Genomic DNA, 13,868 nt, shown 5'->3' on the forward strand with positions numbered 1-13,868 from the left:
TATGTATGAAAATGAATTAAAAGCCCTTAAAAAAGCAGGACGGTTCAGAGAACGCAAACTCTATGATGACAGGTTGGATGATCTGGCTTCTAATGATTATCTGGGGTTGTCACTCAATAAAAAACAGTTTAAAAAAGCAGTAAAACTGGTCAATGAATATGAAACGATCAGCTCCAAGGCCAGTATGCTGGTGAACGGCTATCACCCTATACACAGGGTCTTTGAGATGACCATGGCAGAGTATAATGGTTTTGAAGAAGGACTTGTAGTGGGTTCGGGCTTTTTGGCAAACATGGCACTCATAGAAGCACTGGTTCGTAAAGGAGATATGCTTTTCATGGATGAAGAGTACCATGCCTCTGGTGTTATGGCTTCACAGCTTTTGGGAGACCGGGTGGTCACATTTGCTCATAATGATGTGGATGATCTTAGAGAAAAGTTAGCGGCATATCCGGCTAAAAGACAGATCATTGCAGTGGAAGGTGTCTACTCTATGGGGGGAGATCTTTGTAAGAAAGAGATCTTTGACCTTGCTGATGAAGCCCAAGCACTGCTTATCGTTGATGAGGCACACAGCGCGGGAGTCCTTGGAACCAAACTCTTGGGGATTTTTGAGTATTATGGTATCAGGATCAACGAAAGACATATCAAGATGGGAACACTGGGAAAAGCTTACGGTTCTTATGGGGCATACATCCTGGCTTCCAAAAACGTGATCAGTTTCCTGGAAAACAGAGCTAAACCGATCATCTACTCTACGGCACCCTCTGTGTTCGATACGGCATTGGCACTGGTCAATGTGGAACATATACGTAAAAAAGCAGAAAAATATAGAAAGAAGATCCTCGAACGGCAGACGGCGGTAAGAAAACAACTGGGTATTGAGTGTCAGAGTCTTATCGTACCTATAGAGATGCCAAGTAATGAACATGCATTGTTCGTACAGAAAGGGTTGATGGTCCAGGGGTATCTGGTAGGGGCAATCCGTCAGCCTACAGTGGAAAAGCCGATCATCAGGGTAATACTGAATCTGGGTGTCTCTGTCCAGAAGATCAGACATGCGTTAGCACTCATTAGCCATAACACGGTACAATAACCATTCAAAATAAAAAATGTATATATTTTTCATAAAGGGTCTGCGTGTTCAATAGTTTAGTAAAAGGTTCTATTATCTTAGCAATGCTATTTGGCGTGGCATTGACTGCAGCGTTTATTTATGCCTATGAAGAGATATCTTTGGATGCAGATAAACTCATCAATTATAAGCCAGAAACCTCTTCTGTCATTTATGACAGAAACGGTGAAAAACTTGCCTATGTCTTCAAAGACCAGCACCGTCTTTATGCACGCTATGATGAAATCCCGGGAGTCCTTGTAGAAGGACTCGTAGCCATGGAAGATACGCAGTTCTTTGAACACAACGGGGTGAATCCGGATGCGATCCTAAGAGCGATAGTCAAAGACATACAGGCGGGTGCGTTTGTTGAGGGTGGAAGTACACTGACGCAGCAGCTTATTAAGAACAAAATACTCTCAAATGAAAAGAAACTGGCACGTAAGATCAAAGAAGCCATATTGGCACTGAAGATAGAACATGAGCTAAGTAAAGAGGATATCATTGAACGATACCTCAATGAGATATCCTATGGAAATAATTATTTTGGTGTCAAAACCGCGGCAAACGGATATTTTCATAAGGAGCTTCATGAGTTGACGCTCAAAGAAGCGGCAATTTTGGTAGGTTTACCCAATGCACCAAGTTATTATAATCCTTTGAAACATTACAAACGTGCTTTGGACCGTGCCAATAATGTACTCTATCGTATGAAAAGCATAGGGTGGATCACGCAAAGTGATTATCTTAAAGCGGTAAAAGAATCTCCAGTGGTACATAAAACTTCATTGACACAGAATATAGCACCAGGTATTGTAGATGAAGTATTGAGACGCTTTAAAGGGAAATTGGGTGATATACGTACCGGTGGGTATGAGATCTATACAACGGTCGATATGAAACAGCAAGCTATTGCAAAAGAGGCAGTTGATTTTGCCTATAAGAAAGCACTCAAAAAATATAATGAGAAAGCAGAAACCTCTACATTGAATACTGCATTTGTAGCGGTAGAGAGTAAAACAGGTGATATTTTAGCGATGGTCGGTGGGGCAGATTATGAGAAGTCTGCCTATAACCGTGTGACACAGTCAAAGCGTCAGCCCGGTTCTGCATTTAAACCGTTTATTTACCAAACGGCTTTAGATATGGGCTACAATCCTGCAAGTCCCTTGACAGACCTTGCAAGAACTTTTCAGTATTATTATCAGGGGAAACCTAAGATCTGGGCACCTAAAAATTATGAACGTGACTTTAAAGGGTTCATACCTTTTAGAGAAGCATTGGTGCATTCACGTAATCTTGCGACGATCAATCTGGTAGCCGATCTCGGTGTGAGTACGATCCGTAAAAGATTGGCATTTTTAGATGTGCCGCATATCCCTAGAGATATGTCCATTGCCTTAGGTAACCTTGGGTTAAGTCCGTTGAAAATGGCGCAGATCTTTTCAGTATTTGCCAATGAAGGCCATATGATAGAGCCGAGACTTGTAAGCAAGATCATCTCTAAAGAGGGTGCAGTGATCTATGAAACACGTCCTAAAGAGATAGAAGACTTCACCACGCCTGAACAGGCATACTTGATGACCGACGTCTTGATGGATGTTGTGAAAAGAGGTACGGGTAGGAATGCAAGAGTAGATGGCATAGAACTTGCAGGGAAAACGGGAACGACCAATAACAATATCGATGCATGGTTCTGTGGATACTCGCCGACCATTGAAACGATTGTCTGGTTCGGTCGAGATGACAATACACGTATAGGACGCGGAGCGACAGGAGGTGCATTAGCTGCACCTGCATTCTCTTTTTACTATAAAAAACTGTTGGAATTATATCCGGAGACGAAACGAACATTTGATATACCTGAAGGGGTATTTAGAGGTGAGTATCAGGGTAAATCAGAACTTTATACACAAAATTCTCCGCTACCTAACAGTCACAAAAAGAGAGTGGAAAACTATGATGGGTATGATCAACTTTTAGCAGAAGAGATAGAGATCACAGAAGATAACAATCCTGATGAGGGAGAGATAGGCCTTGCCCCTATGATCAATATCGATGAGGATCCGGTTTCTCAAGAAGAGATGGCTGAAGAAGAGGATCCTTTACATCCTAAACGAAAAGTACCTTTGACCCCTGTTTCTAACGACAGCGGTACCTTGTTCTAGCATGCAAAAAGAGCTGATCTTTGTGCTTGACCCCATGTGCTCATGGTGTTGGGGATTTGCACCTGTGATAGAGGAGTTACGTACGAAATTGAATGACAAGTATCTGTTCTCATTGGTCTTAGGTGGCTTACGTACTCAAGGTGAAATGCCTTGGAATGAGAGTTCAAAGGAGTATCTCAAGGGACACTGGAAACAAGTCTCACAAAGAACAGGACAAGTGTTTTCAGAGGGTTTATTTGAAAAAGAGTATTTTGACTACGATACCTATACTGCATGTAAGGCAGTGATAGCCGTAAGAGAATTATTTGGTATGCAAAGTGCTTTTGACTATCTGCATACGATACAAGAAGCATTTTATACCAGAACCGAAGATATTACAAATTCAGAGGTCTTACTACGTTTATTGCATGGGTCAAAGTCAGATGAAAGTGCATTTCGAACGTTCTTTGAAAGTGACAGAGCACAGCTTCTTATGGAGCACGATTTCGCAAAAGCACGTTCTATGGGAGCCAATGCATTTCCTTCGGTGGTTGTTATAGATGAAGAGGGACATATGGTATGTCAAAAAGGTTATAGAAGTTTACAAGAGATGAAAAAGTTATTGGAGGATTCATATGCATAGTTTCGCACCGGAGATCATACTTATCACTATACTGGGGCTTGTCGTGTTTTCAGATGCCTTGGCCAACAGATTGAAAATACCTTCAGTATTTTTACTGCTTATAGGTTCATATTTGATCTATATGTATGTACCCATAGCTGTACCGATAGACCTTCCACACTATTTTGATACGATCATTCTATTTTGTATCCCTCTTATCTTTATGGGGGATGCTTTGCATCTGCATTTTAGTGACATTAAAAAACACGGCTGGAGTATCTTCTATCTGGCAGTGGTTGCAGTGGCTCTCTCTATTACAGCCGGAGCGAGTATGTACTACTTCGGGATCTTTGAGGGGCTTACCCTTGGTGCCTATGTCTCACTTTTTGCGATCAATATGGCTACCGATGCAGTGAGTGTGCAGTCGGTGCTTTCCCGATTTAAAGGGATCGGGCATGATATCAAAGTGTTGATCGAGGGTGAATCTTTGGGTAACGATGCCACTGCAGTCATCGCTTTCTTCTTCATAGGACTTCCCTGGATGATGAGCGGTACAATAGATGCAGGAGAAGCGACCTTGGATGCACTTCGTGTGTTCGCTGTGAGTATAGGGATCGGGATAGGTTTTGGATATCTCTTCTATATGATGATGAAACTGATAGAGGATAAGCGAGGAGAGCTTTTTGTTTTTATCATCGAAGCGTATCTTGCCTATGTGGTAGCTGAGCATTTTCATGTCAGTGGTATCTTGACTTTGATCACGGCAATCATCGCAACTAAGGCTTGGATCGATATGGATATGAAGAGATTAGATGACGAGGAAGCTAAAAAGAGCAAAACTTTTTTACAGAAGCTTCGTCTGCATGGGATTGACTCGACGACTTCTGAACGCATGGAGTATATCTATGAGATGGCCAAAGAGTTTGGATATATCGCGGCAGTCATGATCTTCTTTGTACTGGCAGAGATGGTAAGTCTTGAGAAGTTCTGGGAGTATAAAGTAGAGATATTCGCCATGTTCATCATTACCACATTGATCCGTGCGATATCTATGGCAAAATTTGCGTTTTGGGGCAGTAAACTGGAACAGATCAAGCCTGTGGGGTTTGAGGGATGGTTCATATTGACCTTCTCTGGAATGAAAGGGGCTCTTTCTATCATCCTTGTCCATATGATCCCTGCATCATTTGCGTATAAAGAACTTTTTGAAGTGGTAACTACAGGTGTCGTTATGCTCTCTATCTTTGGCTATGGTACAACACTTTGGGCCTATTTTACTTTCTTTAGGAAAGCGGAAGAGAAGAAGTTGTTTACGCACTAGTTCTATATACTTTTCTAGATAAAGAACAATGTGGAATCCTTTATAAAGTTATATGTAATAAGGGATTGATGCATTTGTTATGTTTTAAACCACCAACCACTCCAATTTTTGATATGATTTGCCAATATTTCATAACCTTTATCTCTTGGGTGGGCACCATCATTGGATAAAACTTCATTTTTCCATATTTGATCATTGGCTAATTTTTCAAATACGGAAAGGTATGGGATTTCTAATGCATTACACAAAGCTTGATATTCAATATCTAACTCTTTAATCATCTTGTTTTGTTCTTCATCATCAATTGGAGGCATACCTATCATGATGACATCATATTTTTTTGAGGCATGTACTAATATAGTTTTAGCGTTTTCAATACTATTTTCCAATGAAACTCTTTTTTGTCCATTTTCCATAACTGTATCATTCACACCAAACGAAAAAACAACTTTATTCTCTGAAACTTCTGGTAATCTAGCGTGACATTCTGCTTCCCATCTTTTTAATATATCTCCTGATGCCTCTCTTCGAATACCAAGATTATAATGTGTAATATCTAGATTGTTGTTTTGAGAATTTTGACTTAGTCTTCCTGTCCATCCAAGTTTAGTGGGATCTCCTGTACCATTAACAAAAGAGTCTCCAACATAGCATATACGAACATCTCTCATTTTCAACCTTTAATATTTGATATTTTTTATGAAGAGTATAGCAAAAATTATTGATTAAAGTTTGAAGTAATAATTCCATAAAATTATATAGTTTATAAGGTTTTGAAGTAAAGATTGCGTTAACATTAATAGGTTTCTCTTAATGATCTATTAGATATTCTCAGTAGATTCCTGGGAATAAGCGATAGTGTACACGTTTTGTATAATCTTGATACCCTGGTAGCTCTTTCTGAAGAGTGTTATCCTCAAGTGTGGTTCGTATGACAGCTATGATCAATGCCACCACTATAGGGATAAGGGTCCATATGGAGTTCAAGGCCATGATGATACCTGGGAGTGCCAGAAGGTTTCCGGCATAGCCTGGATGACGTACGATACGGTAAGGACCGCTATCGCAGACCGAATGTCCACGATCCTTTTGGATATGTACCGTACTAGAGAAAAAACGGTTCTCTATTAAAGCCCATGCGGCGAATGTGTACCCAAGTGCAATGAGAATGAGACCGAGGATGTGAAGCCATGTGGAAAACAGAGGTGTCCATCCATAGCGGTGATCAAGTCCTGCAACGATGACAATGGGGAATGTGAGACTTATCGCCATCAGTGGGGAAAGTACTTTATCCCATGGTTTTGCATTCAGAGTCCTTTCAGAGGTAGCCCGTTCTACCAGAATTCCCGGATGCCGCTTTTCTGCCAAAAATCGACCGCCAATACCGGAAAGAAAAATCAGAACGGCATAGATCCAGGCTTGCCACCAGCTAAAATCTCCTCCGCAGACCAGGAGAATCAACGGGATGAAGAGGTATACGAATATCAAAGCAAACCATAGGCGAGGGCTTGGGGCTTGATTTGTGGTTGGATCAACAGTGTTCGATGTCATTTTTTTACTCCAAAACAAGCCAAAATTTCATTGAGTGGCTTATGATAAACATGTGCTTATTAGAGGCATAAAGCACCCACCTATTGGGTATATCAATCTTAAGAGTATATCACAAAAGTCTCTTGATACAAAAAATATACCTTCGATTAAAAACCTTATAAAATATATTCTATAATGGAAGATTTTATAATGAAAACTATAAACTCAAAAGGGTTTAAAAAATGAAATGTCTAGATAGGCTTTGAAGAAAAAGAGGTGTCTCTCGGGCAGAAGCCCGAAAGGAAAAATTAGCAAGAGTAAGTTGAGATGAACTCGTATGCTGTTGGTCTACCTTCATCTGGCCAAACTTGTCTTTCAAACTGGTAGTGTTGGTATGTGTCGATAAACTCTTGAGTAAATACTGGCTTCAAGAAGTCATTATCAGCGATAAGACCTTCAAGTGCTTCTCTGAGTGTGTGAGGCATTTGAGCAATATTCTTCTCTCTGATCTCATCAAGGCTAAGTTCAAACAGGTCGATATCCATTGGACCAGCTGGAATATCTTTGTTCTTGATCCCGTCAAGTCCTGCCAACATCAATGCAGAGAATGCAAGGTAAGGGCAAGCTGTAGAATCTGGGAATCTAGTCTCGATTCTTGTTGCCATCTCACCCGCACCATAAGGGATACGACAAGCTGCTGATCTGTTTTGGCTTGAGTAAGTCAAGATAGATGGTGCTTCAAATCCTGGAAGTAGTCTCTTGTAAGAGTTTGTACTTGGGTTTGTAAATGCAGATACTGCTCTAGCATGCTTGAAGATACCACCAAGGTAGTGAAGTGCTGTCTCAGAGAGGTTTCCATATTCACCTTCTTTGTAGAAGAGGTTTTTACCGTTTTTCCAGATAGATTGGTGTACGTGCATACCGTTACCGTTGTCACCTACAAGTGGTTTAGGCATGAATGTTGCTGTTTTACCGTTAAGGTGTGCAACCATTTTTACAACATACTTGTACTTTTGAACGTTATCTGCAGCTTCGATCAGTGTACCGAATTTGACACCGATCTCACCCTGTGCCTGTGCAACTTCATGGTGTCCAAGCATTACTTCAAGACCTACTTCTTCAAGAAGTAACATCATTTCAGCTCTTAGGTCTACCATAGAGTCTGTAGGCATTACAGGGAAATATCCACCTTTGGTACCTGGTCTGTGACCCATGTTACCACCTTCATACTCTGTATCTCTACTCCAAGCACCTTCTTGAGAATCTACTCTGAAATAAGAAGAGTTTACATCATCTCTAAATTTTACATCATCGAAGATGAAGAATTCATTCTCAGGACCGAAGTATGCTGCATCACCTACACCAATTTCTTCCATGTGAGCAAGTGTCTTCTTCGCGATAGATCTTGGACATTTAGCGTAAAGCTCATTTTTGTAAATATCATAAACATCACAGATAACAATGATCGTACTGTCAGCAGTAAATGGATCTAAAAATGCAGTCTCCACATCTGGTTTAAGTATCATATCTGATTTTTCAATCGGCTGCCAAGCGTCGATCGATGAACCATCAAACGGAAGACCTGAATCAATCATAGAAGCTTCAACAGCACTCATTCTATATGTAATATGATGCCATGCACCTTTAATGTCTGTAAATCTAAAGTCTACAAACTCTACCTCATTCTCTTCGCAATATTTGTAAAACTCATCTGTGTTGTTAACAAATTTACCCATGTAACTACTCCTAAATAAAAATTTTCTATATTGTATCCATAAATCAATTAGTTATATCAGTGTTTGTGCTTAAAAAATAACCAATTGTCGATCTCGCCCTTCAAAAGTAGCAGCTTTTGTATATCCGACTTCTTTTACAAGTGTTGTTGCCAGATCATAACCGAACCCTACTTGCTCAACTGAATGGGCATCTGAAGAGAAAGTAATAGGGATATCATGTGCATACGCTTCTTCGAGTAATTCTCTTGAAGGGTAAAGTTCACCTATAGGTTTGCGAAGACCTGCAGTATTCACTTCTAACACCATGTTTGATCTCTTGATCGCATGAAGGGCATCTTTTGCCAAGAGTCTGACATCTTTTTTTGGAAGGAATTTAAAGACCTTGATAAGATCAAGGTGCCCTACGATGTCAAACTTCCCGGATCTTGCCATGGCTTCCGTGGCTTCAAAATAGGCCTGCCATATCTCATCTATATCTTTGTTTTTCCATCCTGCGATGAATTCGGGGTTGTCAAAACTCCACTTATCTATGAAGTGTACAGAGCCTATCAGGTAGTCTACTTTTGCATGTAAAACACGATCATCCATGTGTCCTGGAAGGTAATCCACTTCATAACCGAACAAGATATTGATATCATCTTTATAGCGCTCTTTGGCACCTAAAATATCATCTGTATATGCTTGCATCTCTTCAAAAGCGAGACGATAGTGGGGATCAAAATCCATAGGTGCATGTTCAGAAAACCCATAAATATCTATGCCCAATTCAATGGCTTTTTGGATGTATTCATCCACTGTACCTTCAGCATGGTTACAACGTGTTGTGTGATTATGTATATCTATTCTCATAGGCGGATTTTAGCATAAAAACTGTTTTTTACCACTAATAGGGTAGAATAAGAGACATATTTTCATGGTATTCGTCATTTTTCTATACAACCGGAGAATGGCGGGGATTGTATTTCAGGAATAAAATGACAGATCAAAATAAAGTAGAACTTTTAGCACCAGCAGGTAACCTAGAGAAGATGAAGATCGCTCTGAACTATGGGGCAGATGCCGTATATGGGGGTACCAGTACCTTTTCACTGCGTATCCGTTCAGGCAAAGAGTTCGACATGGAATCCTATGCTGAAGGAATAGCCTATGCCCATGCCCGTGGCAAAAAAGTCTACTCTACGGTGAACTCGTTTCCTTTTAATTCACAAATGAAGCTCTATGAAAATCACATTGCCAAGATCGCTGAGCTTAAACCTGATGCACTGATCGTCTCTAGCCCTGGTGTGGTAAAGATAGCAAATCGGATTGCACCGGACATTCCTATTCACCTCTCTACACAGGCCAATGTGATGAATGCTATGGATGCTGAGGTCTATTATGACCTTGGGGTGAAGCGTATCATTGTCGCACGTGAAATCAGTCTGAAAGATTGTGAAGCCATTAAACATCATCTACCTGACTTGGAATTGGAGATATTTGTGCATGGTTCGATGTGTTTTGCCTACTCGGGACGCTGTCTTATCTCTTCACTGCAGACAGGGCGTGTGCCTAACCGTGGATCTTGTGCCAATGACTGCCGTTTCCCTTATGAAGTGTATGCACATAATCCGGAATCGGGAACCACATTCAGGCTGGATGAAGAAGAGGGGATCGGTACCTATATCATGAATGCCAAAGATATGAATATGGCATCACATATCGATGAGATACTCAAGTCAGGTGTCATTGACTCACTGAAGATAGAAGGACGTACGAAATCTCCTTACTATGCAGCTGTGGTTACCAAAGCCTATCGTCATGCGATCGATGATTTTTATGCCAATGATTTTGATGCCGCACGCTATCAAGCCGAACTCAACACTACACAGAATCGTGGGTTTACAGATGCTTATCTGCTTTCACGGCCTTTTGATAGAACGGAGACAGAATCGAACGAGTTTTCTATACAGTATGGTACCCACCAAGTCGCGGGACTTGTCTTGGAAGATGGTTTGACATGGAAGTGTAAAGATAAGACGTGTGTAGGTGACAGTGTAGAGATCGTTTTGCCTTTAGATGCGACTGTCGAGATGGTAGACAATGATATAGGCAAGATAGAAGAGATCGACGGAAAGTACTGGCTGACATTCAAAAAAATGCGCTCTGAATCAGGCAAGGAGTTTGAGTGTATTCACTCGGGTGATTTGAACAATATTCTTTTACCTACTAAATTGCCTGGGTATACTATATTAAGACGTGAGATCGCGGAAGCATTGGAGAACAAGGGCTTAACGGAGAGCTCAACACCTATGAAGCAGGAACAAGCAGTCAAACCAACAAGTAAGGATATAAAATGAAATTTGTATCGATCGTAATGGAAAGTAAAAGTGACTACAGTGTGATGTCCGAGTGTTCTGAGACACTGAAAAAATTCGGTGTACCGTATGAGCTTGTCATCTCTTCAGCACACAGAAGTCTTGAAAGAACGATGCAGTATGTCAAAGAATCAGAAGCTAAAGGTGCGCAGGTCTACATAGCAGCATCAGGGATGGCAGCACACCTTGCGGGTGCATTAGCAGCAGCTACAAGCAAGCCGGTACTTGGTGTACCTATGGAAAGTGGGGCTCTGAAGGGTGAAGATGCACTCCTTTCGACAGTGATGATGACAGCAGGAATGCCGGTAGGGACACTTGCCATAGGTAAATCAGGTGCGGTCAATGCTGCGTATCTGGCTATACAGATCATGGCCCTGCAAGATGATGAACTTAGAGTGAAACTCCAAGAAGACCGCATCAGCAAAGCAAAAAAAGTAGAACTTGATTCTTCAGAGATTGAAACGATACTGTAAAATTAAAACTAGGTAGAAATATAGATGAACAACAACGCCATTACATTTAGCGAACTCCTCCTCAAATTACAACAATTCTGGGCAGATCAGGGGTGCAATATCGTACAGCCCTATGACATTCCTTCAGGTGCAGGGACATTCCACCCTGCTACACTGCTGAGAAGTCTGGACTCGCAGCCTTGGTCGGCTGCGTATGTGGCCCCTTCACGCCGTCCGACAGATGGACGTTATGGGGAAAATCCAAACCGTCTTGGTGCCTATTATCAGTTTCAAGCACTGATCAAGCCCAGCCCTGACAATATTCAAGAGCTTTATTTGAAGTCTTTGGAGTACCTGGGGTTGAATCTGAAAGAGCATGATATCCGCTTTGTAGAAGACAACTGGGAGTCTCCGACCTTGGGTGCCTGGGGTCTTGGTTGGGAAGTATGGCTTGATGGTATGGAAGTCACACAGTTTACCTACTTCCAACAGGTCGGTGGTATCGCTTGTGACCCTGTAGCAGTAGAGATCACCTATGGGACAGAGAGACTTGCTATGTATCTGCAAGGGGTGGACTCCGTGTATGATCTGGTGTGGAACCGTATGGGAGAGAGTGTCACCACGTATGGTGATGTCCATAAAGAGACAGAGTATGAATTTTCCAAGTATCACTTTGAAGTCGCCAATGTAGAGAAGCTGTTCCAACATTTTGAAGATGCTTCCAATGAGTGTGAAGTATGCCTTGAGGCAGGTTTGCCTTTGCCAGCCTATGACCAATGTATGATCGCTTCACATGCTTTTAATGTCCTCGATGCAAGAAAAGCGATCTCCCAGGCACAGAGACAGAACTATATTTTAAAAGTAAGAGAACTCTCCATAGGGTGTGCAAAGCTTTATAAAGTGCAAGAGCAAGAACGTAATGCACGTGTGAGAGGCTAAGCAGTGATCGAAAAACTGGTAACTTCAAATTTAAAAATGGGGGTCATTGCCGGCGGACAGCTTGGCAAGATGCTGATTCAAGAGGCTAGCAAATGGGATATTTCCACCTATGTACTTGACCCGGATGAAGGATGTTCCGCACGTAATGTGGCTTCAGTCTATGTGAAAGGTGACTTTAACGACTTTGACACCGTCTATGAATTTGGAAAGCGTGTAGATATCCTGACTTTTGAACTTGAAAATGTCAATATTGAAGCATTGCAAAAGCTTAAATCTGAAGGACTGAAAATCGTTCCAGACCCTGATATCTTGGCACTCATTCAAGATAAAGGATTGCAAAAAGAGTTCTATGCAAAGCATGCACTGCCAACCTCTTCTTTTATCTGTTGTGAAAATGAAGAGGAGATAACTGAAGCTCTCCAAACAGGAAAACTTGCCTATCCTTTTGTGCAAAAGTTACGAAAAGGCGGATATGACGGACGCGGTGTATCACTCATCCATAGTAGTGAAAAAACACTTTTAGATGGTACTTCAGTGATAGAGCAAAAAGTGGATATCGATAAAGAAATTGCTGTGATCGCTGCAAGAAACAGTGCAGGAGAAGTACGTTGTTTCCCTGCTGTAGAGATGACGTTCAACGATGAGACAAACCTGGTTGAAGAGATCTTTTGTCCTGCAAATATTACGCAAGAAGAGGCACAAACTGCAGAGGCATTGGCCATAGATATTATCGAAAAGTTGGATATGGTCGGGCTGTTGGCGATCGAGTTCTTTATAGACAAACAAGGCCAGATACTCATTAATGAAGTGGCTCCACGACCACACAACAGTGGACACCATACGATAGACAGTGTGGTAACCTCCCAACTAGAACAGCTACTCCGTGCGATACTTGATCTGCCTTTAGGAAGTACAAAACTGACCAGTGCCTCAGTGATGTTGAACCTTTTGGGCGAAGCAGGGTATGAAGGTCCGGTCTATTATGAAGGTTTTAGTGAGTGTTTAGCAATAGATGGGGTCAAGATCCATCTGTATGGTAAGAAAAGTACAAGACCTTCAAGAAAGATGGGACATGTCACTGTCTTATCGGACAGTGTTGAGCATGCATTCAAAAAAGCAGATCAAGTAAAAAATATACTAAAGGTGAAATCATGGGAAAAGTAGTGGTGAGTATCGTTATGGGATCAGATTCTGATCTTCCTGTTATGCAAGAGGCTGCCAATATGTTAGAGCAGTTCAATGTAGGTTATGAGCTGGACATCGTCTCGGCACATAGAACACCGGAAAAACTTTTTGAGTTTTCTGCCAATGCGCATAAACGTGGGATCCAAGTCATCATTGCCGGAGCAGGGGGTGCTGCACACCTGCCGGGTATGATAGCTTCCATGTCTCCATTACCGGTCATCGGTGTACCTGTAAAATCAAGCAACTCCATTGACGGATGGGATTCCGTGCTCTCCATACTGCAGATGCCTGGAGGAGTACCTGTGGCTACTGTGGCACTCAATGGTGCCAAGAATGCAGGGATACTTGCAGCGCAGATCGTTTCAACGGCCTGTGAAGAGACCAGAGAAGAGATCATCGCCTATAAACAAGGTCTTGCAGAGCAAGTGATGGAGAAGTCAAAAAGAGTACAATCCCAGAGAGTTTAGC

13 protein-coding genes are annotated in these 13,868 nt (G+C 41.7%); 9 read left to right on the forward strand and 4 right to left on the reverse strand.

Annotation, left to right across the window (positions count from 1 at the left end; translation table 11 throughout):
* The first annotated feature begins 1 nt into the window (after position 1).
* Genes PF327_RS06625 through PF327_RS06640 form a run of 4 tightly spaced genes read left to right on the forward strand, consistent with a single transcriptional unit; the run spans position 2 to position 5,204 of the window.
* Entirely contained in the window at positions 2-1,096 is a 1,095-nt protein-coding gene (locus tag PF327_RS06625) for an aminotransferase class I/II-fold pyridoxal phosphate-dependent enzyme (protein ID WP_289401817.1), read from the forward strand.
* A 44-nt stretch (positions 1,097-1,140) separates the two neighbouring features.
* Positions 1,141-3,282, forward strand: coding sequence for a transglycosylase domain-containing protein (locus PF327_RS06630; protein WP_008245519.1), 2,142 nt, complete (start codon positions 1,141-1,143; stop codon positions 3,280-3,282).
* Between the two features lies 1 nt (position 3,283).
* Complete coding sequence (locus PF327_RS06635) at positions 3,284-3,904, forward strand: DsbA family protein (protein WP_289401818.1); 621 nt, start codon at positions 3,284-3,286, stop codon at positions 3,902-3,904.
* Positions 3,897-5,204, forward strand: a complete 1,308-nt coding sequence (locus PF327_RS06640; protein ID WP_289401820.1) for a cation:proton antiporter — start codon at positions 3,897-3,899, stop codon at positions 5,202-5,204. Before PF327_RS06635 ends, PF327_RS06640 begins: the two co-directional genes overlap by 8 nt.
* A gap of 77 nt (positions 5,205-5,281) precedes the next feature.
* Here the strand turns inward: PF327_RS06640 and PF327_RS06645 are convergent, their stop codons facing one another.
* The 4 genes from PF327_RS06645 to PF327_RS06660 all read right to left on the reverse strand — a co-directional run bounded on the left by PF327_RS06645 (position 5,282) and on the right by PF327_RS06660 (position 9,319).
* Positions 5,282-5,875: a DUF459 domain-containing protein gene (locus PF327_RS06645; protein WP_289401821.1), complete on the reverse strand. Its 594-nt coding sequence runs from the start codon at positions 5,873-5,875 to the stop codon at positions 5,282-5,284.
* A 160-nt stretch (positions 5,876-6,035) separates the two neighbouring features.
* A complete protein-coding gene (locus tag PF327_RS06650) occupies positions 6,036-6,755 on the reverse strand; it encodes a methyltransferase family protein (RefSeq protein ID WP_289401822.1) in 720 nt (239 codons plus the stop codon).
* A 287-nt stretch (positions 6,756-7,042) separates the two neighbouring features.
* Positions 7,043-8,470: a type I glutamate--ammonia ligase gene (gene glnA, locus PF327_RS06655; RefSeq protein ID WP_289401823.1), complete on the reverse strand. Its 1,428-nt coding sequence runs from the start codon at positions 8,468-8,470 to the stop codon at positions 7,043-7,045.
* Positions 8,471-8,539: 69 nt separating this feature from the next.
* Positions 8,540-9,319: a histidinol-phosphatase gene (locus PF327_RS06660; protein WP_289401824.1), complete on the reverse strand. Its 780-nt coding sequence runs from the start codon at positions 9,317-9,319 to the stop codon at positions 8,540-8,542.
* Between the two features lie 125 nt (positions 9,320-9,444).
* Here PF327_RS06660 and PF327_RS06665 point away from each other — a divergent pair, with 125 nt between their 5' ends.
* Genes PF327_RS06665 through purE (PF327_RS06685) form a run of 5 tightly spaced genes read left to right on the forward strand, consistent with a single transcriptional unit; the run spans position 9,445 to position 13,867 of the window.
* Positions 9,445-10,806, forward strand: coding sequence for a peptidase U32 family protein (locus PF327_RS06665; protein WP_289401825.1), 1,362 nt, complete (start codon positions 9,445-9,447; stop codon positions 10,804-10,806).
* Entirely contained in the window at positions 10,803-11,297 is a 495-nt protein-coding gene (purE, locus tag PF327_RS06670) for a 5-(carboxyamino)imidazole ribonucleotide mutase (protein WP_248576281.1), read from the forward strand. The genes PF327_RS06665 and purE (PF327_RS06670) overlap by 4 nt, the downstream gene beginning before the upstream one ends.
* Before the next feature lie 24 nt (positions 11,298-11,321).
* Complete coding sequence (glyQ, locus tag PF327_RS06675) at positions 11,322-12,215, forward strand: glycine--tRNA ligase subunit alpha (protein ID WP_289401826.1); 894 nt, start codon at positions 11,322-11,324, stop codon at positions 12,213-12,215.
* 3 nt (positions 12,216-12,218) lie between these two features.
* Positions 12,219-13,379, forward strand: coding sequence for a 5-(carboxyamino)imidazole ribonucleotide synthase (locus PF327_RS06680; RefSeq protein WP_289401827.1), 1,161 nt, complete (start codon positions 12,219-12,221; stop codon positions 13,377-13,379).
* The gene (gene purE, locus PF327_RS06685; protein WP_289401828.1) at positions 13,367-13,867 is read left to right on the forward strand and encodes a 5-(carboxyamino)imidazole ribonucleotide mutase; all 501 of its coding nucleotides are present in this window, start codon (positions 13,367-13,369) and stop codon (positions 13,865-13,867) included. The genes PF327_RS06680 and purE (PF327_RS06685) overlap by 13 nt, the downstream gene beginning before the upstream one ends.
* Position 13,868: the final 1 nt, after the last annotated feature.

The organism is Sulfurovum xiamenensis, from assembly GCF_030347995.1.
Taxonomy (GTDB): Bacteria; Campylobacterota; Campylobacteria; order Campylobacterales; family Sulfurovaceae; genus Sulfurovum; species Sulfurovum xiamenensis.

What these genes read in the sequence shown, in the direction of transcription:
- PF327_RS06625 (WP_289401817.1), top strand. Translation starts at nt 2, where the DNA reads ATGTATGAAAATGAATTAAAAGCCCTTAAAAAAGCAGGACGGTTCAGA.
- PF327_RS06635 (WP_289401818.1), top strand. Translation starts at nt 3,284, where the DNA reads ATGCAAAAAGAGCTGATCTTTGTGCTTGACCCCATGTGCTCATGGTGT.
- PF327_RS06640 (WP_289401820.1), top strand. Translation starts at nt 3,897, where the DNA reads ATGCATAGTTTCGCACCGGAGATCATACTTATCACTATACTGGGGCTT.
- PF327_RS06645 (WP_289401821.1), bottom strand. Translation starts at nt 5,875, where the DNA reads ATGAGAGATGTTCGTATATGCTATGTTGGAGACTCTTTTGTTAATGGT.
- PF327_RS06650 (WP_289401822.1), bottom strand. Translation starts at nt 6,755, where the DNA reads ATGACATCGAACACTGTTGATCCAACCACAAATCAAGCCCCAAGCCCT.
- glnA (WP_289401823.1), bottom strand. Translation starts at nt 8,470, where the DNA reads ATGGGTAAATTTGTTAACAACACAGATGAGTTTTACAAATATTGCGAA.
- PF327_RS06660 (WP_289401824.1), bottom strand. Translation starts at nt 9,319, where the DNA reads ATGAGAATAGATATACATAATCACACAACACGTTGTAACCATGCTGAA.
- PF327_RS06665 (WP_289401825.1), top strand. Translation starts at nt 9,445, where the DNA reads ATGACAGATCAAAATAAAGTAGAACTTTTAGCACCAGCAGGTAACCTA.
- purE (WP_248576281.1), top strand. Translation starts at nt 10,803, where the DNA reads ATGAAATTTGTATCGATCGTAATGGAAAGTAAAAGTGACTACAGTGTG.
- glyQ (WP_289401826.1), top strand. Translation starts at nt 11,322, where the DNA reads ATGAACAACAACGCCATTACATTTAGCGAACTCCTCCTCAAATTACAA.
- purE (WP_289401828.1), top strand. Translation starts at nt 13,367, where the DNA reads ATGGGAAAAGTAGTGGTGAGTATCGTTATGGGATCAGATTCTGATCTT.